Here is a 23974-nt window from a genome sequence, read left to right as displayed (position 1 = left end):
CCCAATTCTTAATTCAACTCATTTGTTCCTTTCACCGTTCCGGCTGTTTCCTGGTGAAGGTCAAAAACGATGATTTCGTTTGCGCCTTTCTTCAGCCAGGGAGCAGGACAATACAGGCGAAGCTGTGGCCCTATTTCCCAGTAGCGGCCCAGATTGTGGCCATTTATCCAAACAATGCCCTTTTTGAAGGCCGACATATCGATGTAGGTATCGCCAGGTTTGTCGATGTTGAAAGTAGCTTTGAAGAACTGTCCTGGTTTGTTAGCATTATTGGCAGATGACGTCAGACTCTCAACAAATTTTTCGTTCATAGGCAAACCGTAAACGTCCCAGTTCATGAGCGTCATACCATTGAGTACTACTCTGTCGGTAATCCCTTTACGATCTATAATCGCCTCCGCGAAGTTGATACGGCCCATACCTTCTACCAGTATTTCCAGCACCGGATTTTTCACATCGCTCACCGGGATGTCAATTGTTTTCTCTCCCAGACGGCGATCGATTTTGCCGATGTATTTACCATTCAGGAAAACAGTGGCATAGTCGTGCAGATCCCTGATGGTTAGTTTACCGCTTTTATGTCCTATCAGTGTGGTTTTATAAAGCATGAATCCGTAATCCTGTCCGTAAGCTTCAAAAGGCTGCGGCTGGGGCGAATGTACCGGCTGAGGCAAATGGTCCCAAACAGATGTAAATGGTGCAGCCGTAAATTCCGGGATGCTGATAGTAGGAACCGGCGCTGGTATTGGTGGTAATTTTTTGCCTTTAGGAAGATAGGAAGCAATCAGTTTGCGCAAAGCTTCATACTTAGGGGTAACCCTGCCCTGCTCATTGATAGGCGCATCGTAATCATAGCTGGTTACGTCCGGTTCATATCCTTTGCCACCGGAGTTGGCGCCGGCAGTATAGCCGAAGTTGGTACCTCCATGGATGACATAAAGATTAAAAGAACGTTTGGTATCCATCAGGAATTTCACCTCTTTTGAAATACCATCTATGCCCGGGCGTTGCCATTTTTCGCCCCAATGCGTCAGCCAGCCGGGATAGGTTTCGCTGCTGAATGAGGGCACATCCGGGTTCTGCTTTTTAGCCGCTGCGAAGTCGGCTTCAGAACCTCCTGAATCCAGTCCGATAGCAGCACCATCTACTCCGCCAGCTTCCAGCATATAGGCGGTAGCCCCATCTGCGGTATAAAAAGGTACATTGATGCCATTCTTCACCCAAAGGGCTTTCAGCTCATTCAGGTATTCCTTGTCGTTGCCATAGCTGCCATATTCGTTTTCTATCTGCACCATCACAACGGGTCCGCCGTTCGTTACCAGCAATGGTTTTACTTCAGCGGCAAGATGCTGCACATATGCAGTTACTGCCTGCATATAACGGGGATCCATACACCGTACTTTTATATCAGGTGTCTGCAGCAGGTACGGAGGTAAGCCGCCAAACTCCCATTCTGCACATACATAAGGTCCCGGGCGCAATAACACCCACATTCCTTCCTCCTGGGCAATTTTGATAAACTCAGCAATGTTATGATTGCCGGTGTGGAAATCGAACGTCCCCTTTTCCTGCTCATGGTAATTCCAGAAAACATAAGCAGCGATCGTATTACACCCCATGGCTTTTGCCATCTGGATGCGGTGACGCCAGTATTCATGAGGAATACGCGCCGGATGCATCTCTCCGCTGATGATCTGGAAAGGTTTTCCATCCAGCAGGAAATCCGTTTTACTTAAAGCAAATGAATGCTTGTTCTGTGCCTGCACAGCTTGTCCTGCCCAGCAGGACAATGCAAGTATGCCGCTTAGGATTACTTTTTTCATTGTCCAAATAAGTTACCAATAAGCGTACAAAATACAAATAATTTCAGGTATTAGCTGTTTGGGGGAAGATAAAAATGAGGAGAAGCTACCAGCAGCAAGCTGCTGGTAGCTAGTGGCTGTTAGATGTTGCCTTTCCTGAGCTCTGTAACTGCGTGGTCACAGGCTCGTGCTGTAAGGGCCATATAGGTGATAGATGGATTTACACAGGACGAAGAGGTCATACAGGCGCCATCAGTAACGAATACATTTTTAGCGGCATGTACCTGATTGAATGCGTTGAGAACGGACGTTTTGGGGTCTTTTCCCATGCGGGCAGTACCCATTTCGTGGATACAATGCCCCGGAGGCGGGGCGCCGTCGTATCCATGAACATTTTTCAATCCGGCTGCTTCCAGCATTTCTATAGCGCTGGCCTGCATATCTTTACGCATGGCCAGTTCATTTTCCTTGAATTCACAATCGATATCCAGGGTAGGCAACCCGTATTTGTCTTTCTTCTCTTTGTTCATCGTTACCTTATTTTCGAAATAAGGCAGGTGCTCACCCCAGGAGCCGATGCCCATGCCCCATTTTCCCGGCACAGACTCAGATTCTTTCAGCTGTACGCCAATACCTTCACCACCGATTCCCCGGTCTCTTCCTGCGCCGCCCTGATAGCCAAAGCCGCGGACATAGTCTTTCTGCAGCGTTTTGCCGTCTACATTCCGGAAACGCGGAATATAAATACCATTGGGTCTGCGCCCGCTGCTGTAATACTGATCCTCGAAGCCATCGAATTCTCCACCGGCGCCCACTCCAAAGTGGTGATCCATCAGATTATGTCCCAGCTGGCCACTGTCGTTGCCAAAACCATTGGGGAAGCGATCGGATACGGAATTGAGCATTACCCAGGTGGAGCCCAATGTAGAGGCATTGAGGAAGATGATATTGGCATAATACTCCTCTGTTTTCAGGGTATGTGCATCCATTATCCTTACGCCGGTAGCTTTACTTTTATCTTTATCATATAATACTTCCAGCACGATGGAATCCGGGCGCAGGGTCAGGTTACCGGTGGCGGCCGCCGCAGGCAGTGTAACACCGTTGCTGCTGAAATAACCGGTGAACGGACAACCTCTCGCGCAGAGATTACGGTACTGGCAAGGTCCGCGATCATTGTGCTTCTGGGTAACATGTGCTACTCTGCCGATCGTCATGATACGGTCCGTATATTTTTCCCTGATACGTGCTGCCACGTGCTTTTCCAGGCAATTCATTTCCATTGCAGGCAGAAAATGTCCGTCGGGCAATTGCGGCAAGCCTTCTGCCTGTCCGCTTACACCGATGAATTTCTCCACATATTCGTACCAGGGGGCAATATCTTTATACCTAATAGGCCAGTCAACCCCATGCCCGTCTTTTGCATTGGCGGTGAAGTCGAGATCACTCCAGCGATATACCTGCCGGCCCCACATCAGGGAGCGGCCTCCTACATGGTAGCCTCTCAGCCAGTTAAATGGCTTTATTTCGTTGTAGGGATTCTCTTTATCATTAACCCAAAACTGTTGCGTGGCTTCATCAAAAGCATAACACCGGCTTTGAATGGGATGATTCTCGCGCATCTCATTGGTGGTCTGTATATGATGTTTAAATTCCCAAGGAGCCAGGGTAGCGGTAGTATAATCCTTGATATGCTCTACATTACGGCCTCTTTCCAACACCAGGGTTTTCAATCCTTTTTCGCACAGTTCTTTTGCCGCCCATCCGCCACTGATGCCGGATCCAACCACAATGGCATCATAGGTATTTTCTTTCTCAGCTTTTATATTGAGATTCATAAGATTTCATTTACCCGTTAAAACGAACGACGGTCAGGCATAGCTTTCTTTCGAAAGCTAATCACCTGACCGCCCCTTATTGTAATTAAATATTTCCTTTCTTCAATTCCTTTACTGCATAATCCGCTGCACGTGCTGTCAACGCCATATACGTCAGTGATGGATTCACACAGGACGCAGACGTCATGCAGGCGCCATCAGTAACGAACACGTTCTTTACTGCGTGCATCTGGTTAAAGGCATTCAATACGGATGTTTTAGGATCGCGTCCCATACGGGCAGTACCCATTTCGTGGATAGCCATACCAGGATAAGAACCGTTATCATACGTTTTTACATTCTTTACGCCAGCTGCTTCCAGCATTTCGGCCGCATCGTTCATCATATCCACCCTCATTTTCTTCTCATTCTCCCTGAACTCAGCATCGAATTTCAGTACCGGCTGGCCCCATGCATCTTTTACGGAGCTATCCAGGGTAACCACGTTATTTTCATAAGGCAGGCACTCTCCGAATCCGCCCAAACCAATACTCCACTGGCCTGGTTCTGACAGGGAATCCTTAAAGTCTTTACCTACGCCCATTTCAGCTACGCCGCGCGCCCAATTGGAGCGACCGGCGCCGCCCTGGTAGCCAAAGCCGCGGATATAATCCCGCTTATCGCCATTGAGGTTGCGATAACGCGGAACATAAATCCCGTTTGCACGGCGACCGAAATAGTATTTATCTTCAAATCCTTCTGCGGTACCCGAAGCACCGGTGCGGAAATGGTGATCCATGAGGAATTTACCCAGCACACCGCTATCGTTGCCCAGCCCATTGGGGAAACGGGAAGAAATAGAGTTCATCATCACAAAGGTAGAACCCAGGGTAGAACCGTTGATGAAAATGATCTTCGCGTAATATTCAACTGTTTGCTTGGTATGCTTGTCGATCACTCTCACTCCGGTAGCTTTCCCCTGCTTATCATCATAGATAACAGCATTCACAATGGAATCCGGACGAAGGGTGAGGTTGCCGGTGGCCATTGCTGCCGGCAGTGTAGATGACTGGGTACTGAAATAAGCTCCGAACGGACATCCGCGGCTGCAGAGGTTGCGGTACTGGCATTTCTCACGGCCAGGCAGTGGTTGCGTGATATTCGCCACACGGCCCATTGTAATGATACGGCCCTTGAAATGCTCTTCTACTTTTTTCTTTATATCTTTTTCCACACAGTTCATTTCCATGGCAGGCATAAACTGACCATCAGGCAACTGTGGCAAACCTTCACGGCTACCGCTGATACCGGCAAATTTTTCCACATAATCGTACCAGGGGGCAATGTCTTTATAACGGATCGGCCAGTCAACTGCAATTCCATCTTTCAGGTTCGCTTCAAAATCGATATCGCTGAGGCGGTAGGACTGACGTCCCCACATGATTGACTTACCACCAACGATATCCGGACGGTACCAGTCGAAACGTTTTACCTCGTTATAAGGACTTTCTGAATCGTTGATCCAGTATTTTTCGTTATGCTCGCTATATGGATAGTCGCGGCTCAGTTTGGGATGCGTTTCACGTTGATCAACAGTGATACGGCCGCGGTGCTTAAACTGCCAGGGATCCATGGTAGCGGTTTCATAGTCTTTGACATGCACCAGTTGCTTACCGCGGTCGAGCATCAGCACTTTCAAACCTTTTTCGGTAAGTTCCTTGGCGGCCCAACCACCACTCACACCGGAGCCAATCACGATGGCATCATATGTATTTTGTTCCTGGGCTTTAATATTCAGGTTCATGATTTGCGTTCTAAGAGTTGAAAAAGAAGGTTAATTGACTACATGGCCCAGGCCTTTTCACCTTTGGTGTAAGGCGTGCACCCTTCAAATTTACCCGGCACCGGTACATAACGAAGCGCCTTGGTGGCACCCGGCTCAGAAGTGAAATAGCCGAGAAGGGTCAGTTCTTTCATGTACTGGAAGTAATGGGTAGGGTCTCCTTCTTTTTTATCTTTACGCTTATTATAATCTACACGCTCTTTCTCGATCGCAGTGAGGAGTTCGGTACGCTGCTCAGGAGTGATATCCATGAAGCCTTTCTTATATTGCTTCTGGCTGGCTTCATTGATCTTGGACAACCCATCGAGGAAGATCTTCTGATCTTCTTTCTTATAGCAGTCGTTCATCATGGTGATGATAAATTCCTCTACCTTGGCATCCTTCGCTCCAGGCGTGCTGGTTTTAGGTATGATAGTTTCCGCGATCTCCGCCAGCAGGGTTTTCGTTTCCGGCTTTTGTAAATCATAGTTTTTCGGGCCGGAACCGGTACAGCTTTCCAAAGCTGATAACGTGGAAGCGGAAATGGCGGTCCCCAACAATATCGCCACATTCCTGATTGCGTCTCTTCTGTGCATAAATAGTAAATTGATTTGACCGCCGGACAAGTTGAAAAAAAATCTCCTAAAAACCAAATATTTTTTGAATTAAGAGTATAGAAAGAAGAATTAAGAAAATGCGGCGGAGATAGTAAACGCGAATATCAAATTCGTTACTATCTCCGCCGCATTTTCTTAATTCTTCTTTCTATATTCTTAATTCTTTTCTCTACATCACATATTTGCCTTTATCATCCACCATAACAACCGGGAGGCGATGGTGTTTTTCAAAGTAGTCGTATGCTGTTCTCAGCTCGGTCCAGAACTGTTTGGAAGAACCATCAGTAAGCGTAAAAGTACTCAGATAGTTCATGGAACCGGGGTTACCAAACTTTACCGGGAACACATGCACCGGGATGAAGTCCTGGCCGGCATTCTTGGCATTTACTGCGAGGATGTACACTTCATCGATGAACTCGTCAGTGAGCGGTATACAGCCAACCGTGATGCAATTGCCGTGGATATAAATTTCACCACCAGGATTTCTCTGATCGCTCAGGATCCTATCTGAGAAATTAGGGTAGTTGATACCCAGTGAGAGGTGATAATTACTGTTCGGGTTGAAGTCGTTGATATAATAAAAACCTTCCGGTACCTGCCTGTCGCCTTCCTTACGCTTTGGTCCCATCTTTCCGGAAAGGGTGCAGACCCGATAACTTTTAAACAAGCGGAAGGTATCCGCAGCGCTGTTCTTTACCCAGATTTCCATCTCACTGTCGAGCTTAAACGAACGGACAAAGATGTATTTCGCGGGATAAGCCAGCCCTTTCTTTTCAAATTCTTTCTTCAGTAACTCCTCTTTTTCGCGGTATGCTTCCCCTACTTTCGGGAACATTTTCTGATTTTCGAGGAAAGATTGCTGAGCGAAGATCCTTCCTGCACCCAACAATATCAGGACGATTACAACAAGTCGCTTCATATACTAATTCGACAAAATTTTAATATTTACACCAGGTTTATGTAAGCAAGATAAAACAATAACAGAGCAATTATAAAATAAATTACCATCCCCACTTTCCTGTTAGCGAACTTCAATATATAGTGCTTGTGGCCCTGGTAAATCAAAATAGCCGTGAACGCCTGAAAAATCCCACCTAGTAAAAATAATATCCCAAACAGTGTTTGAATCCTCATAAAAAACGGAACAGTAAACTTTAATATTGTAAAGTTAACTATTTATTCCTTACTGTAGCTTTGACCATTCCAGTTTTGATGTACTTCCATCCAAACCAGAGATGAAAGTTCCTTTTACAGGGAATTTGCTGGCATTGTAAGCATAGCTGTATGTATTGGTGATTACCTGGGCAGAATTAGGCGAACTAAAGCTTTCAGTGATCACGTTGTGAGCAGAAATGCTACCAGCACTCGCATCGAGCAGAAATGCCAGTTCCGGACGTTCCTGTTGAGGATTCAGCTTATTGTCGTAGGTATAACTTACGGAAGATGTATAAACGAATTTGCTATAGCCAGGTTGTTTTCCATAATTATCTACGCGTTCTACGTTGCCTTCTTTATCCCAGTTGTATTGTTGATAGCCGGTCATTACCAGTGCACCTTTTGCATTTCTGCCGAACTGATAGCGGGTAGCCAGTTGTCCGTTCGCATCATATGCCAGTGAATCTACGGTATTCACCTGACCATCGCGGTAATAGCTCATTTTGGAAATGTGATCACCACTGTACTCGAAAGCCTGGTATACATCGCCGGAAGTTGCTTTTTCGTCATCAGCCAGCAGACTTTTTACGAGTTTGCCATTTTCATACACTGGCATCTGTACAGTATTGTAAGTGCTGTTATCTTCAGTTTTGTGCAACTGTACAATACGGCTGATAGTTTTGTCTGTATTGTATTCCAGCATTGTCTGACCCGCAGAGGATACTACCTTATGCAGATAAGTTTTGTTGTCGCCTCCGCGGAAAGAAGATAAAATGGTTACAGAAGCCAGTAAAGCTGCACCGATTGTTCCGTTTGTAATTTTTGTAGTAAACATAGTAGTGTGTATTAAAGTTAATAATAATGTTTAAAATTAAATAAAATAAAATTTATATGTGTTAAATTATCTGTATTTACAATTATTACAGGCTACTAATCTAAAAAAAACAATAATCAAAATACATTATATAAATAATTAATTTATTAGAAAATAAGATTAGCCGGGTGCCCTGGGGCACGGAAAGGTCAATACATACCTGTCAATGCTTAATTTATCGGAAGTAGGCTTTAAAAACTGATAACGGATTGTTTATCAGTTGAATACAATTGTGGTTAAAATATCGAAAATGAATGCTGAATACATGACAACAAACATGTTATCAATGGGTTTTATATAACACTGACGGATTTCGGATAGTTGCCTGCAAAGCAAACAAACACATTTTCAGTGTAAATTCAGCGGTTAAAATATTGGGTGAGGTTTTAAATGATTGACAACATCATTGGTCAATCAGACATATAACTGTAGTTAAAATATTGGAGTTGGTTAGATTCCCTAATCGAATCTGAAAACAAAGAAACAAACTCCATGCCAAATTACCAAAAAAATTTCCGCCCCGGCAATACGGGGCGGAAATTTTTAAAGAAGCATGTTTAGCATTGTTGTAATCTTACTATATATAAAAGACATCAGGTTCCTGCACTACAGATTACCGCGCAAAGCCTGTTCCCTTTCTATAGATTCGAAGAGCGCCTTGAAATTGCCCTTGCCAAAGGACTTCGCTCCTTTGCGCTGTATAATTTCGAAAAACACAGTAGGCCGGTCCTGAATGGGCTTTGTAAAGATCTGCAACAGGTATCCCTCGTCGTCCCGGTCTACCAGGATCCCCAGCTGCTGCAGTGGCGCTATTGCTTCATCAATATGTCCTACCCGCTGTAATAAAGTTTCGTAGTAGCTGTCTGGCACCGTAAGGAATTCCACGCCCCTTTGCTGCAGTTCGGATACGGTTTTAATAATATCGTCGGTAGCGATAGCAACGTGTTGCACACCCGGACCTCCATAAAAATCAAGATATTCTTCGATCTGCGATTTTTTCTTTCCTTCAGCCGGTTCGTTGATCGGGAATTTCACACGTCCGTTACCGTTACTCATTACTTTACTCATCAGCGCAGAATATTCAGTGGAGATATCACTGTCGTCGAAGGAGATGAGGTTACGGAATCCCATTACCCGTTCGTAGAAACCAACCCAGGTATTCATCTCATTCCATCCAACATTGCCTACGCAGTGATCCACGTATAAAAGACCGGTGTCTGTAGGCTGATAGCGGGGTTTCCAGGCTTTGTAGCCCGGCATGAACAATCCTTTATAGCTTTTGCGTTCTACGAATACGTGTACAGTATCGCCGTATGTGCGGATGCCGCTGCGTATCACTTCTCCATATTCATCTTTCTCCACCACCGGCTCCAGATAAGGAGTAGCGCCTCTTTTTACTGTTTCTTCAAATGCTGCGCGGGCGTCATCTACCCACAATGCCAGCACTTTTACGCCATCGCCATGTTTGGCAATATGACGGGCAATTTCGGAATCAGGTATCAACGAAGTGGTTAATACGAAACGCAGCTTGTTTTGCACCAGTACATAAGAAGCCCTGTCGCGCACACCTGTTTCCGGGCCTGCATAAGCCACTGCCTGAAAGCCAAAAGCGGTCATGTAATAATGGGCTGCCTGCTTGGCGTTGCCAACATAAAACTCAACGTAGTCAGTTCCATTGAGCGGCAGAAAGTCTTGCTGACCGGTCAGGTTATCTGCATTTATTAATGCTGTTTCCATAGCATTTCAATTGTTTTGGTGTTATAATCAGGTTGGTATTATTATATTATTCAGCCCAGCTCATTACATAGCCCTGGTCTTCGATGCCCAGTGCTTCTTCTGTAATCTGCAACGGATGGAAAGTATCCACCATTACTGCCAGTTCTTTTGTTTCCTTTGCGCCTATACTTTTCTCTACCGCGCCGGGGTGCGGCCCGTGCGGTATTCCGGCCGGATGTAAAGTGATCATTCCCCGCTCTACGTGTTTACGGCTCATGAAGTCCCCATCCACATAATACAACACTTCATCACTATCGATGTTACTGTGATTATAAGGCGCGGGTATCGATAGCGGATGATAGTCGAACAACCGCGGACAGAAGGAACAAACCACAAAATTATTCCCCTCGAAAGTCTGATGCACCGGCGGCGGCTGATGCACTCTGCCGGTGATCGGTTCAAAATCGTGAATGGAAAAAGCGAACGGATATTCGCATCCGTCCCATCCGATCACATCAAACGGGTGGTACTTATAATGAATGGGATATATAACCCCTTTCTTCTTCACACGGATCAGGAAATCACCTTCTTCATCTATCGTTTCCAGCTGCTGTGGCTGGCGGATATCCCGTTCACAATAAGGTGCATGTTCCGCTAACTGTCCATATTTGCTCAGGTAACGTTTGGGATAACGGATAGGGCTAAACGATTCTACAATAAATAACCGGTTGTTATCACCATTAAACCGGATCTGGTAGATCGTTCCACGCGGTACTACTATATAGTCGCCATACCCGAACTCCAGCTGACCGTACTGGGTTTTTAATACCCCGGTTCCTTCGTGCACGAATATCATTTCATCTGCATCTGCATTTTTATAGAAGTAACCCTCCATGCTCTGACGGGGAGCTGCCAGTACAATATGCAGGTCGTTATTTACCAGCACGGCTTTGCGGCTCTGCAAAAAATCGTCGGCCGGCTTCATATTGAATCCCAGAAAGCTGCGGTGTTTCAGCATTTTCTCTTCCGCTATTTTCGGCAGCACGGTATATGGTTCATCTACTTTGATAATACTGGTGGGTGGATGACAATGATACAACAGGCTTGAATTGGAAGAAAAACCTTCCGTAGAAAATAACTGTTCCGAATACAGCCCGCCATCCGGCTTTCGAAACTGGGTATGGCGCTTATGCGGTATTTGTCCGAGTTGATAATAATGTGGCATAACAGGAATTTGAAAAATTGTTTTGGTGTATGAAAAATTGCCTTGGTGTATAATTCCAGTTCTTAATGCGCAGCATATATTCCGCTGATGGCAGATACATACATACGAAACAGCAACGGATTACTATTACAAAGTTACGGTATATAAATACGAAGGATAGCCGGTTACGGCCGTTGGGAAAGGTTATGCCAAAGTCGAATCCATGGCGAGCGTTGCCATGAGAAAGTAGTAATTAAGCTGACTATTGCTTGTATATTTCAGTGAAATGGACAAGTGGCTGTGATTTATATGCCTAAGGTAAGAAATAAATCAAATCAGCCAATTTTTTTTGCCGGGGTCGATCAGTCCTCGATTTCAATATCCACCATCAAATAATGTCATTAAAATGTCATCGAAAAACAGTTAACAGAAAATGTCTAAACAGTAAATTTCTCAACAAAAAGCTCATTTGATAAATAAATATCAATAAACACAACACTAAAAAGATATTAAATCAAAAAAAGCAGGCAATTTTAAAGCATTTCTAAAAATAATCACTGCGCTTTTATTTATCACCACAATTATAGACTTTTGTTACACAATCGTCATATTTCAACTAGTGAAACCGTTTTGTACATATCAAATCTCTTTGATTCCTGCTTCCTGGCAGGAACATGCGGGCACTATGACGATTACGTCCACTACCATTACAACCCCAGTGCGGGGTTAATTTTCACATATGATCCAACGACCACACGGGTGGTACATCAACGGGAGGACCCGTAGTTATCCATATATAAAATATTCATATGCAAGTATTAAAATTTGGCGGTACTTCAGTAGGAAGCGCCAAAGCGATCGACCAGGTTTGTAATATCCTCAGACAACATAAACCAGCCGGACAGTATGCTATCGTGGTATCGGCGCTTGGCGGGATAACGGACAAGCTTATACGTTGCGGCCAGCTGGCAGAGCAGGGTAAGGAAGAATATAAACAGATATTGCAGGAAATTGAGGTCAGGCACCTGGACACTATCCGCGAATTGTTCCCTATCACTGCGCAAAGCGGGCAAATCAGCCAGCTGAAGAAAAAACTCAATGCGCTCGAAAACCTGTGCGACGGCATTTTCCAGGTAGGAGAAATGAGTGCACGCACCCTCGATAAAATCATGAGTTACGGCGAACTGATGTCGTGTACCATCGTTGCAGAAAAGCTTAAACAAGCCGGATTTTCTGCCACCTGCAAAGACAGCCGCGAGCTGATTGTTACTGATAATAACTTCGGGCACGCCACCGTGAACTTTGTTGCCACCAATCATAATATATCCCAGTATTTTGCACAGGCCGGGGCCGACTATGTAGTGCTGCCAGGCTTCGTGGCGGCTACTGCTGAAGGAGAAACCACTACCCTGGGCCGGGGCGGCTCCGATTATACAGCAGCCATTGTTGCTGCTGCCGTCAGTGCATCTGTGCTGGATATCTGGACAGATGTAAGCGGTATGATGACCGCCGATCCGCGGATTGTATCACAAGCCATTCCTATTTCGCATATCTCCTATGTGGAAGCCATGGAGCTGTCGCATTTCGGAGCGAAAGTCATCTACCCTCCTACCATACAACCCGTGATGAACCGGCGTATTCCCATCTGGATCAGGAATACATTCGCGCCTGAAGATCATGGTACGCTTATCCAGGATCAGGCGGACCGGAACTTCCCTGTGACCGGCATTTCAGGCATACAGCATATTTCCCTGCTGACCCTTGAAGGAAGCGGCATGGTGGGCATTCCGGGGTTTTCAAAACGGCTGTTTGAATCGCTCTTACGGGAACGCATCAACGTTATATTGATTACCCAAAGTTCCTCTGAACACTCTATCACTGTGGGCATACATGACGCAGATATGCTGAAGGCAAAAACAGCTGTAGACAGTGAGTTTGCGCAGGAAATAACCGAAAAAAGGATTGCTCCCCTGCAAGTGGAAAAAGATCTTTGCATAGTAGCCGTTGTGGGCGACCAAATGAAAAACCATCATGGCATCAGCGGTAAACTCTTCGGAACACTGGGCCGGAACGGTATTAATGTACGGGCTATTGCCCAGGGGTCTACCGAAAAAAATATTTCCGCAGTGATCAATAAGGCTGATATCAAAAAAGCGCTGAACGTTATGCACGAGACATTTTTTGAAACACCGCTCAAACAGATCAATCTTTTTGTAGCCGGTGTTGGCAACGTAGGCAGTAAGCTACTGGAGCAATTGCAGCAGCAACAGCATTATCTGCAACACGAACTGGGCCTGCAGATAAGAGTTGCCGGCCTTGCCAACAGCAGACGCATCCTGCTGAGCGATAGCGGCATCTCGCTTCAGAACTGGAAGAAGGAACTGGACGAAGGCGAGCAGTTATCGACAGACGACTTCGTACAGCGGATCAAATCCATGAACCTCCGTAACAGCGTATTTGTGGATAATACTGCCAGCGCCGACATTGCTGCCGTTTACCACGAATTCCTGCAACATGGTATTTCTGTGGTTACCTGTAATAAAATTGCCTGTTCTTCCGACTATGCTTATTACAAAAAGCTGAAAGACCTGGCCCGTAAATACAATGCCTCGTTCCTTTTCGAAACCAATGTGGGAGCAGGTTTGCCGGTGATCAATACGCTGAATGATCTTGTCAGGAGCGGCGATAAAGTACACAGTATAGAAGCGGTACTTTCCGGCAGTCTGAATTTTGTTTTCAATCATTTTGTCAACGGCGCCAGTTTCCGCGAAGTGGTGAAAGCCGCACAGGATGAAGGGTACACTGAACCCGATCCACGGATTGACCTGAGCGGAAAAGATGTGATGAGAAAGATTCTGATCCTGGCCAGGGAAAGCGGTGCTGCCATTGAGATAGATGAAATTGTGAATCACTCCTTTCTGCCGGCCGAATGCCTGGATGCGCCATCTGTGCCCGATTTCTACGAACAGCTGGACGTACATGCCGCACACTTTCAGGGCCTGAGAGAAGCTGCTGAAGCGGAGGGTAAGCGATTGAAGTTTGTAGCAAGATATGAAGATGGCAGGGCTTCCGTTGGCTTGCAGAGCGTAGCGGCAGATCATCCGTTCTTTAAGCTGGAAGGCAAAGACAATATCGTGTTGTATACCACCAGTCGTTACCAGGAGCAGCCGCTTATTGTAAAGGGGGCCGGCGCCGGCGCCGATGTTACCGCTTCAGGTATATTTGCGGATATCATCCGTAGTGCAAGACTATAAACTTTATATGAATTAGCGCCACCCTGTTGTAAACGTGGAAATCAATTATTAAATTAAACTAGCAAAGGTAATATGGACAGTATAAAAGTATTTGCACCCGGAACAGTGGCCAATGTAGCCTGTGGCTTTGATGTGATAGGGCTGGCGCTCGATGCGCCCGGCGATGAAATGATACTCCGGAGATCCGCCGAACCTGGTATCCGCATTACCGCCATTCACGGAGCAGATCTCCCGCTGGATCCGGCACGGAACGTGGCTGGAGTAGCTGTACAGGCGCTCCTGCAGAAGTACGATCAGCCTGATGTAGGTATAGAAATAGAGATCTTTAAAAAAATACATCCCGGCAGCGGCATTGGCTCCAGTGCAGCCAGCAGCGCCGGCGCTGTAGTAGGAGTAAACAAATTGCTGGGAGAGCCTTTCACGAGGAAGCAACTGGTGCGTTTTGCCATGGAGGGAGAAAGACTGGCCTGTGGTTCGGCCCATGCTGATAATGTGGCGCCGGCCATCCTGGGAGGTTTCACCCTTGTCAGGAGCTACCGTCCGCTGGATATAACCACCCTGCATACACCCGAGCATTTATGGGTGACCGTTATACATCCACAGATAGAGGTAAAAACCTCGGATGCACGCGAAATACTGAAGCAGAAAGTGCTGATGACCGATGCCATCCGCCAATGGGGAAATGTAGGCGCATTGGTGGCCGGGCTGTACCAGGACGACTATGAGCTCATCAGCCGTTCGCTGGAAGACGTGATTGTAGAGCCTGTACGGGCGATACTTATACCGGCATTCCACGAATTGAAACTGAAATGCAGGGAAGCCGGTGCACTCGGCGGAGGCATTTCCGGTTCCGGTCCTTCTGTATTCATGCTTAGTAAAGGAGAAGAGAATGCCCGCAAAGTAGCGGCCACTATGGATAGCGTTTACGCGCCACTTGGAGTGGAATATAAAATCTATGTTTCCCGGATCAACACCGCCGGTGTAAAAGTGATTGACTAACCAAAAACAACGTATTATTCATGCAGTATTTCAGCCTACAGAACAAGCAGCACAAGGTAAATTTTGAAACAGCCGTTGTACAAGGGTTAGCTCCGGACAGAGGTTTATATTTTCCTGAAAATATTCCCGTCCTCGATAAAAATTTTATAACTAACATTCACGACTATACGGATCATGAGATCGGGCTCCATGTAATCCGTCCGTTTACAGGTGATGAAATACCCGAAGAAGCTTTACGCAAAATCGTTACTGATACCCTGCACTTTCCGTTTCCGGTACAAAAAGTGACCGGTCATACTTATGCACTGGAATTATTCCACGGCCCTACGCTTGCTTTTAAAGATGTAGGTGCAAGGTTCATGGCTGGTTGCCTGGGCTATTTCCGCCGCAATAGTTCCCGGGCTGTAACCGTATTGGTAGCTACCTCCGGCGACACAGGCGGAGCAGTGGCCAGCGGTTTCTACAACGTACCGGGGGTGGAAGTAGTGATCCTCTATCCTTCAGGGAAAGTGAGCCTGTTGCAGGAAAAGCAACTGACTACATTGGGCGGAAACATTCATGCATTGGAAATCCAGGGTACCTTTGATGATTGCCAGCAACTGGTAAAAACTGCTTTCCTGGATCAGGAGTTGCAGGCCCAAAGACCGCTGACCAGCGCCAACTCCATCAACGTAGCCCGCTGGTTGCCACAGATGTTCTACTATTTCCTGGCTTATAAGCAGATGAAGGCAGCGCATCCGCGACTGGTATTTTCTGTACCCAGCGGCAACTTCGGTAATATCTGTGCCGGTATGATGGCAGCCGCCATCGGGCTCCCGGTTTCTCATTTTGTGGCAGCTACCAATATCAACGATACCGTTCCCCGCTTCATGACCAGCGGCAAATACGAACCAGGCACCGCCTTCCCTACACTGTCTAACGCCATGGACGTGGCCGATCCCAGCAACTTTGTAAGGATACTGGAACTGTTCGGAAACAGTCTTCCTGCCCTGAAAGAAAAACTGACCGCCTACAGCTTCAACGATAAAGAAACCAGCAGAACCATGGAACAGGTGTGGAAAGAAAACCACTATATGCTGGATCCTCATGGAGCAGTTGGATTTATGGGCCTGCAACGCTACCTCGAAACCTCGCCTGAGCTAAGTGGCGTTTTCCTCGAAACAGCCCACCCGGTGAAGTTCGAAGATACTGCACCCCGTTCGATCCGCGAGGAGATCTATACTCCTTCCAAAGTGATGTCGTTGTACGGAAAAGAGAAACAGGCCACCTTACTGGCGGCTGATTACCAGGAATTCAAAAGCTGGTTAATGCAATAAGGATTCAGTAGCTTTGACGCCAGTATGAAGCACTTACCTATCCTCCTGTTAATGGCGGGCGTCGTGGCATGTCAGCACACCGGCGCCCCGAAGGAAACGAATACGCTCAGTCATGCCGACTCCGTTCTGCAAAGCGATATCATCCGCCCGGTAACAGATTCTATCCAACAGTTTCCGGACCATCACGAACTATATTACCGCCGGGCCCTGTTATTATTCAATACAGATCCGGCACTGGCGCAGGCCGACTTTGAAAAGGCCGCCAGGCTGATGCCGGCCAATACAGATTATTGGGCAGGCGCCGGCGAAGCAGCCCTCGTTATCAATAACTATAAAGGCGCTGCTACCTTTTTCCGCCAGGCACTGACTACCGCTCCCGGCTATACGTACCTGCAATACAAACTGGGAACAGCGTTGATCGAAAACAGGCAAAGCGAAAGTGCGGACAGCATTGCTAACGTGCTGGTACAAACGAAAGACGGCCGCGACAAAGCTTTTTATCTGAAAGCCCGCATGGCGGAAGACAAGCAGGATACCAGCGCCGCCATCGGCTATCTTAGCGAAGCCGTTAAAACGGCGGGGGCACAGCCTGAGTTTGAAGCACTCATGGAACTGGGCGATCTGCTCAGGGCCCGGAAAGCGCCTGAAGCAGCAAGGTATTATATACAGGCCTGGCAGCAGGACAGCACCAATGCCCATCCATTGTTTGAAGCAGGTCAGTTCCGCGAAGAGCAGGGTAAGGAAGCCGAAGCGCTGAACATTTATCACCGGTGCATAGTTGCAGATCCGGGGTTTGAGCCGGCCTATCTGGCGATGGGCAGTATTTACGCCAAACAAAAAGACTGGAAAGCAGCCTATAACTACTATCATCTTGCCGTGAAATCTGCTCCTACAGATGGTTGGGCCTATTACTACCGGGCGCAGGCCCTGGAGCAACAAGGAAATAAAACACAGGCAGCAGAAGATTATACAAAGGCGCTTTCTTTCAAAAAAGATTTCAAAGAAGCGGCAGCAGCCTTGAAAAGACTCAATCCTTAATTACTTACATTTACAGTAATCAAAAATATTGCATTTGGAAAATCATCCTGTTTTAGTGGCGCCATCATTACTGGCAGCAAATTTCCTGGAGCTGGGAAAAGAAGTGGACATGGTTAACCGCAGTGAGGCTGACTGGTTTCATCTGGATGTAATGGATGGAAGATTTGTGCCTAACATCAGCTATGGCCTGCCCGTCATCTCCCAAATAAAACAGCGGGCAAAAAAACCATGTGATGTGCATCTGATGATAGAAGAACCGGAAAAATATGCGGCGGAATTCAAAAAAGCAGGTGCGGATATTCTCACAGTACACCTGGAAGCATGTATCCATCTGCACCGGAACATACAACAGATCAAGGGGCTGGGTATGAAGGCAGGAGTAGCGCTTAATCCGCATACGCCGGTGGGAATGCTGGAAAATGTTATCCGGGATATAGACGTGGTGCTGGTGATGAGTGTTAACCCGGGTTTTGGCGGGCAGACATTCATCGAACAAACCTATCATAAAATCGGACAATTACGGAAGCTGATCTCAGAAAATAATGCACATGCACTGATAGAAGTTGACGGCGGTATAGGAACAGAAAATGCCGGGCAGTTAATTCATGCAGGAGCAAATGTACTGGTAGCCGGCAGCGCTATTTTTTCTTCCCCAGATCCGGAGAAAACTATCCGTGCACTCAAGACAAGTGCGCAATAATCTCTTTGGATAACGGTTTGGTGAGATAGCCTGTTACGAATTTGTAATGGCCCACCCGTTCTTTATCCTTTTCATCAATAGAAGATGTCAGCACAAATATCCGGATACTCTTTGGCAGCTGGTTATGGAAGGATGCGTATTCCTCCAGGAATTCCCAACCATCCATTACCGGCATGTTGAGGTCCAACAGGATCAGATCCGGCAATGCCTCCTTGTCCCCTGCATGTTCCCGTATAAAATCCAGCACATCCTGCGCATCTGAAAATACGCGGATATGACTGCTGATAGCCTGACGTTCGATCATGATTTTAGCAATCTGCTGATGAATCGGATCGTCATCTACAATAAAGATCGTATTGATCAGTTTCATAAAAGGGGTTTATTCGGATCTAAATGTAATAATAAATTTCGTTCCCTCTCCGGGAATGCTTTCAGCTCTTATGCTTCCGTTCATTGCTTCCACCTGGGTTTTGGTAATAAAAAGACCGATTCCCTTGGCATCTTTGTTTTTGTGAAACGTTTTACGGAACCCGAATAATTTACTGCCAAATCGCTCCATGTCTATCCCTACCCCGTTGTCCTGTACGGTCAGCAATATCTGTTCGTTCTCTCTCCTCGTCTGTAAATGCAACGCAGGCGGGCGATCCGGGGAACGATAGCGGATGGCATTGGTAATAAAGTTCTGTAATATACTGTCCAGATATACCTTAGGATACTCTATCGCCGGTTCCTCATTAAAATCATACGTAATCCGGATGCCGCTGGTTTCGATATCTACCAGTAAAACATCCATTACTTTCTGTAATCTTTCTGCAAATAACAACTTTTCCTTCTCAACATTCACATCTTTTCTTATCTGCACTACCTCCACGAGGTCGTTCAGGGTTTCATCGATCTTTTTGATCACCTCATGTACCATCCCCAGATACAGGTCGCGTTCCTGCTGGGCGGCGGCCTCATTGTGCATCTGCATCAGGGCTTTGAGGTTGGCAATCGGCGCCCGGAGATTATGGGAGGTGATATGGGCAAAGTCTTCCAGCTGCTTGTTCTGATTCAGGAGGTTCTTATTCAGGTTCGACAGCTGGTCGTTGGCTTTTCTAAGCTCTTTCTGCAGCTTGCGGCTGTCGGTGATATCCCGCATGAATACGGAAATACCGCCGTCCTGCATGGGCGTCATCAGGAAATCGTACCATTTGTCTACGCCGGGGAAGTAGATACCGAACGACTGGGACGCCTGTTGCTGTGCACATTCCTGCAGCCTTGCATAGAACACTGTACCGCTGAGCCTGGGGAATTCTTTGAAAATGTTGCTGCCTATCACAACGGGGTGGCCTATCATTTTTTCCGCTTTACGGTTCAGGAAATTAACGTTTCCGTTCTTTTCCATAGCCGCATAGCCCATATCGATAGTATCGAAGAAAAGGCGCATCAGTTCTGTATTCCGGGTCAATGCATCGCGGATCTCCAGCTGTTCGGTGACGTCCTGTACCACGCCGTACATCCTGACGAGGCGGCCATCTACGTAGCCCGGTTGGCCGATGGAACGTATTTTCTTCAGCTGCTGCCTGGCTGTAACGATAGTCAGCTGCACATCAAAGGGCTTGCCTTCCCTTATGCACTGCTTCATCAGTATATCCAGGCTTTCCCTGGCTTCGGCGGTGTAGAACGACATCGCCTTATCGATGTCTATTTCTTCATCAGGTGAGGTATCATGAATGTGGTACGACTGGCTGGTCCATCGTACCTTTTTACTGTCGAGATCCAGTTCCCAGCCCCCTATTTTGCCAATGCTGCCGGTTTGCTGGAGGAATTCCTGGCTTTTCTCCATCTCCAGTTCCTGTAATTTCTGGTCGGTGATATCATTCACGAGGGCCACCACAATCATTTCCTTATCCACCGGCTCTATGACCGGGAAAACAGTCAGATCGAGGTATACTTCGCGTCCGACGGTAGTCCAGCGCTGATCCTGCGAAAAATCGATCCGTTTCTCCACCCTGATAGACCGGTTTTCTTCGAGCGCCTGAATAAAGAGTTTGTCGAGCTCAAACGAAGTAGCCAGTTCATCGCTCATGACATTGAAGGGCTGGCGGCGGCTCAACTGTGGTGAATTAAAAAACGACCGTTGGGTCTGATTAATGCGGCGGATGAATCCGAAATTATCGAATTGGATATAGCCGATGGGCAAATTTTCGATGATATTGTCGAGCAGCCGTTCGCTTTTCTGCAGGCTGAGTTCTGAAATTTTTTTCTCGGTAATATCGTCGAGGATCAGGAAGATGTTTACATGATGGCGTTGCTTGTCGGTGACCGGGAAGAGCGTAGCTTCGAAATAGACCGGATACAGCCGGGTGATATTGCCGTGTTTCTTTTCGCGATAGTTGAGCAGGATTTCCCGTTTTACGGTTCTGCCGGAGCTGAGGGCATCGGAGAACATTCCGGCGAGGCCATTGATGCGGTAGAAAGGGTCGTCCAGCCATTTGTACCCGGGTTGAGTAAAAAAGGGATGTGTTTCGCCCCAGATATTGCGCTGGCGGTTGTTCATATCCATGCTAACGCCGTCGGCAGCAAACTGCTGGAGGCCTAGTGGCAGGTTTTCCAGCACCTGGCTGTAGTACAACTCATTCTGGGCTCTTTTGATCTCATCCAGCTTGCGGGAGGTAATATCCATGCCGATGAGCATGCAGTGCGTTACAGCGCCGGATTCGTCGGTAACCGGGCTGAGGCCGGCTTCCAGCCATAGAGGAGTACCAGCCGGGAGGAAACAAATCTGTTCCCTGACCGGGTTTCCGGCCAGTAACTTCTCCCAGATCTGCCGCCATTGCTGCTGATCGGCCGGGCAGAAAACGCTGTTAAAATCCCGGCCGAGGAGTTGGTCGGGGGCTTGCTGCAATACAGCCGCCGCCTGCGCATTTACAGCAGTCAGGGTTCCTGAAGCGTCTGTTGTAACAGAAAAAGCCCAGGCGTTGATGGCGGATTCAAGATGCTGTAAGTGGCGGTGGTACTGTTCCAGCATAACTCCATTCATATGATAGCAGGATCTAAATATCGTTGTGTCAGGATCTGTCCGAAACAGATATTATATATAAAAAAATCTATTGAATTTGTAAAAGTAATAAAATGCCTGATAAAGGTCAATTCCCCGTATGTACCACACGTATCCGGGGCCGGGAAAAAACTGCCGGGGTGTTTATCCACCAGTTGTGGATTTTCAGTTTTCTAAAATTGTTAAACGATCAATATCTTTGAGTGACTTTAATAAATTAGTATATTTTAAAATATAGTAGATGAAAGTTTTGATTATCATGGGTTCCGAGAGTGATAAGCCTGTAATGGAAGAATCACAGAAACACCTTCAGTATTTTGGCATTGAGAACGAATTAGTCGTGGCTTCCGCACATCGCAATCCTGATAAGGTAAGAGAATTATGTATAACCGCACAGGAGAAAGGTTTTGGCGTTATCATCGCTGCAGCCGGTATGGCAGCTGCATTACCCGGAGTGGTATCTGCCTATACGTCTTTACCGGTACTGGGAGTTCCGCTGGATGGCGGTTTGCCCGGAGGTATTGATGCGCTGTATTCCATTGTACAGATGCCTGCAGGTTTACCGGTAGGTACCCTGGCAGTAGGAAAAGCCGGTGCGCGCAATGCAGCGGTTCTGGCAGCCCGTATTCTGGCCCTGGGCAATAAGGATATTGCCTCCAGGGTGGAAGCGTTCAAACAAAACGGCTACAGAATTTAGTGATAGCTTAACAATTGCGTGTTCCAGGTTGTACAAGATTTAAATATATTCGGATTGAAAAATACCGACATTTCCTGGACAATTAAATCGTAGAATCATTGACTGAATCCATTATCAATTTAGACAGTATTAATCCCATAGAGTTTTTCGGTGTTAATAACGGGAAACTTGATCTGCTGAAAAAGAAATTTCCATTGCTCAAAATCCTGTCCAGGGGCACCCAGTTAAAATTAAGCGGAGCGCCCGAGGAAGTAGCTACAGCAGAGGAGAAAATCGGTCAGATAGTAAAATACCTTGAACGGAATGGAAACCTGACGGAGAATTATTTTGAACAGATCCTGGGAGATGAGGAAGGCATAAGAATCGATAATTTCAGTGAGCGTAATCCCAATGAAGTATTAGTATTTGGTCCAAATGGCCGTACAGTACGGGCTCGCACGGCAAACCAGAAGAAGTTGGTAGCGATGGCAGAGAAGAACGACATCATCTTTGCGATTGGTCCTGCTGGTACTGGTAAAACCTATACGGCTGTTGCATTGGCGGTAAGAGCGCTCAAAAACAAGGCTGTTAAGAAGATTATCCTCACCCGCCCTGCGGTGGAAGCAGGCGAAAGCCTGGGATTTCTGCCCGGAGACCTGAAAGAGAAGATTGACCCTTATCTGCGCCCGCTTTATGATGCTCTGGATGATATGATCCCCGCTGAAAAGCTGAGTTACTACATGACCAACCGTATCATTGAAATTGCGCCGCTGGCATACATGCGTGGACGTACATTGGATAATTCCTTTATTATCCTCGATGAAGCGCAGAATGCTACGGATTTACAGATCAAGATGTTTCTGACCCGTATTGGTGCTTCTGCACAGGCCATCATCACTGGTGACCTTACGCAGATAGATTTACCTAAGAATCAGCAATCCGGTCTGGAAAGAGCAACGCGTATCCTTCGCAACATTGATGGTATAGGGCATGTAGAGCTTGATGAAGAAGATGTGGTAAGACACCGTCTGGTAAAGGCAATCATCAAGGCATACGACGCGAATAAAGACAAGTAGTTCATTTCAATCGTCCGGCTATCGGCTGATACAGATATGCTACGGGAAGGCAGTTTTCCGGGCTGTTATCTGTGTCGCCGGGAGCCGGGCAAATAAATATTAACTCTTTGTTAACGGCGTTTGCCGTAAGTTCACCTGTTTTTTATTCAGGGAAATACTCAATCCGGGAGCCTGTGAATGAGCTATACTATAGTTGATGACTTTGCAGAATTGAAGTTTACCCCTATTTTTGTTGTGATATATAATAACTTATCGACCGCATGACCAATTTTTTTCGAATCATGACGCTGGCCTTGTTGACCACTTTACTACTGGGCAGTTGCAAGAAAAAGGCTTCCCCAGAAGAGGTAGCACTGGCGTTTATGCATGCGATTCAGGATTCGAACTATGACCAGGCAAAAGATTATGCCACTAAAGAATCTCAACAGGTAATTCAGATCTACGCTATTTTTGATGGCCGCCGTAGTGGGGCTGAACGTGAAAAAATCAAAAATGCGAAGATCGAGGTGGTTAACATAGAGGAAAACGGCGACAAAGCTGCTGTTACCATACTGAACTCTTCTGCACATCAGAAAGAGGTATTACAAATGGTGAAAGAAAACGGTCAATGGAAGATCTCTCTGACATTCGACAGCATTATTCCCAATTACACCCCTCAGGCAGGTAATGCCAATGCCTTCGACTCTGCCACCGTTGTTGTACCGTCTGTTGACACTGCCAGTCAAACCGGGGCTACAGCACCGCAAACCAGGTAATTGCCGCTTCTTTTCCTTTTTTATATAAAAGGGAGAGATAATTATTAGCTATTAACGGTCAGTTCCCTTAATTTTGCCACGCATTATACGATTCAGTATGTGTGGCTTAG

18 protein-coding genes are annotated in these 23974 nt (G+C 46.7%); 8 read left to right on the top strand and 10 right to left on the bottom strand.

Annotated features, from left to right (window positions below):
- Positions 1–8: 8 nt before the first annotated feature.
- From UNH61_RS08585 to UNH61_RS08550, 8 genes are all read right to left on the bottom strand, one after another.
- Complete coding sequence (locus UNH61_RS08585; RefSeq protein ID WP_326991671.1) at positions 9–1823, bottom strand: beta-galactosidase family protein; 1815 nt, start codon at positions 1821–1823, stop codon at positions 9–11.
- 119 nt (positions 1824–1942) lie between these two features.
- The gene (locus UNH61_RS08580) at positions 1943–3640 is read right to left on the bottom strand and encodes a GMC family oxidoreductase (RefSeq protein ID WP_326991670.1); all 1698 of its coding nucleotides are present in this window, start codon (positions 3638–3640) and stop codon (positions 1943–1945) included.
- A gap of 85 nt (positions 3641–3725) precedes the next feature.
- Positions 3726–5423, bottom strand: coding sequence for a GMC family oxidoreductase (locus tag UNH61_RS08575; protein WP_326991669.1), 1698 nt, complete (start codon positions 5421–5423; stop codon positions 3726–3728).
- 38 nt (positions 5424–5461) lie between these two features.
- Positions 5462–6037 (bottom strand): gluconate 2-dehydrogenase subunit 3 family protein, encoded by a 576-nt coding sequence (locus UNH61_RS08570; RefSeq protein WP_326991668.1) that lies wholly within the window; start codon positions 6035–6037, stop codon positions 5462–5464.
- Positions 6038–6227: 190 nt separating this feature from the next.
- Positions 6228–6977 carry a L,D-transpeptidase family protein gene (locus tag UNH61_RS08565; RefSeq protein ID WP_326991667.1) on the bottom strand — a complete coding sequence of 250 codons (750 nt, stop codon included), beginning with the start codon at positions 6975–6977 and terminating at the stop codon, positions 6228–6230.
- A 264-nt stretch (positions 6978–7241) separates the two neighbouring features.
- Positions 7242–8048: a hypothetical protein gene (locus tag UNH61_RS08560; RefSeq protein ID WP_326991666.1), complete on the bottom strand. Its 807-nt coding sequence runs from the start codon at positions 8046–8048 to the stop codon at positions 7242–7244.
- Between the two features lie 645 nt (positions 8049–8693).
- Complete coding sequence (gene hppD / locus UNH61_RS08555) at positions 8694–9824, bottom strand: 4-hydroxyphenylpyruvate dioxygenase (RefSeq protein ID WP_326991665.1); 1131 nt, start codon at positions 9822–9824, stop codon at positions 8694–8696.
- 46 nt (positions 9825–9870) lie between these two features.
- Positions 9871–11028, bottom strand: coding sequence for a homogentisate 1,2-dioxygenase (locus UNH61_RS08550; RefSeq protein WP_326991664.1), 1158 nt, complete (start codon positions 11026–11028; stop codon positions 9871–9873).
- Between the two features lie 788 nt (positions 11029–11816).
- Between UNH61_RS08550 and thrA the strand changes: the two genes are divergently transcribed.
- From thrA to rpe, 5 genes are all read left to right on the top strand, one after another.
- A complete protein-coding gene (gene thrA / locus UNH61_RS08545) occupies positions 11817–14261 on the top strand; it encodes a bifunctional aspartate kinase/homoserine dehydrogenase I (protein ID WP_326991663.1) in 2445 nt (814 codons plus the stop codon).
- A gap of 72 nt (positions 14262–14333) precedes the next feature.
- Entirely contained in the window at positions 14334–15260 is a 927-nt protein-coding gene (locus UNH61_RS08540; RefSeq protein ID WP_326991662.1) for a homoserine kinase, read from the top strand.
- Positions 15261–15280: 20 nt separating this feature from the next.
- Positions 15281–16576, top strand: coding sequence for a threonine synthase (thrC, locus tag UNH61_RS08535; protein WP_326991661.1), 1296 nt, complete (start codon positions 15281–15283; stop codon positions 16574–16576).
- A 24-nt stretch (positions 16577–16600) separates the two neighbouring features.
- Positions 16601–17614 (top strand): tetratricopeptide repeat protein, encoded by a 1014-nt coding sequence (locus UNH61_RS08530; protein ID WP_326991660.1) that lies wholly within the window; start codon positions 16601–16603, stop codon positions 17612–17614.
- A 34-nt stretch (positions 17615–17648) separates the two neighbouring features.
- Positions 17649–18314 carry a ribulose-phosphate 3-epimerase gene (rpe, locus tag UNH61_RS08525; RefSeq protein ID WP_326991659.1) on the top strand — a complete coding sequence of 222 codons (666 nt, stop codon included), beginning with the start codon at positions 17649–17651 and terminating at the stop codon, positions 18312–18314.
- Here the strand turns inward: rpe and UNH61_RS08520 are convergent.
- Positions 18295–18684: a response regulator gene (locus UNH61_RS08520; RefSeq protein ID WP_326991658.1), complete on the bottom strand. Its 390-nt coding sequence runs from the start codon at positions 18682–18684 to the stop codon at positions 18295–18297. The genes rpe and UNH61_RS08520 overlap by 20 nt on opposite strands.
- A 9-nt stretch (positions 18685–18693) precedes the next feature.
- Positions 18694–21339 carry a PAS domain S-box protein gene (locus tag UNH61_RS08515; protein WP_326991657.1) on the bottom strand — a complete coding sequence of 882 codons (2646 nt, stop codon included), beginning with the start codon at positions 21337–21339 and terminating at the stop codon, positions 18694–18696.
- 259 nt (positions 21340–21598) lie between these two features.
- Between UNH61_RS08515 and purE the strand changes: the two genes are divergently transcribed.
- From purE to UNH61_RS08500, 3 genes are all read left to right on the top strand, one after another.
- Complete coding sequence (gene purE / locus UNH61_RS08510; RefSeq protein ID WP_326991656.1) at positions 21599–22054, top strand: 5-(carboxyamino)imidazole ribonucleotide mutase; 456 nt, start codon at positions 21599–21601, stop codon at positions 22052–22054.
- A gap of 98 nt (positions 22055–22152) precedes the next feature.
- Positions 22153–23109: a PhoH family protein gene (locus UNH61_RS08505; protein WP_326991655.1), complete on the top strand. Its 957-nt coding sequence runs from the start codon at positions 22153–22155 to the stop codon at positions 23107–23109.
- Positions 23110–23369: 260 nt separating this feature from the next.
- Complete coding sequence (locus tag UNH61_RS08500; protein WP_326991654.1) at positions 23370–23864, top strand: hypothetical protein; 495 nt, start codon at positions 23370–23372, stop codon at positions 23862–23864.
- The last annotated feature ends 110 nt before the right edge of the window (positions 23865–23974 follow it).

This window comes from Chitinophaga sp. 180180018-3, from assembly GCF_037893185.1.
Classification (GTDB): Bacteria; Bacteroidota; Bacteroidia; order Chitinophagales; family Chitinophagaceae; genus Chitinophaga.
This window is presented reverse-complemented; position numbering and strand designations above follow the sequence as displayed.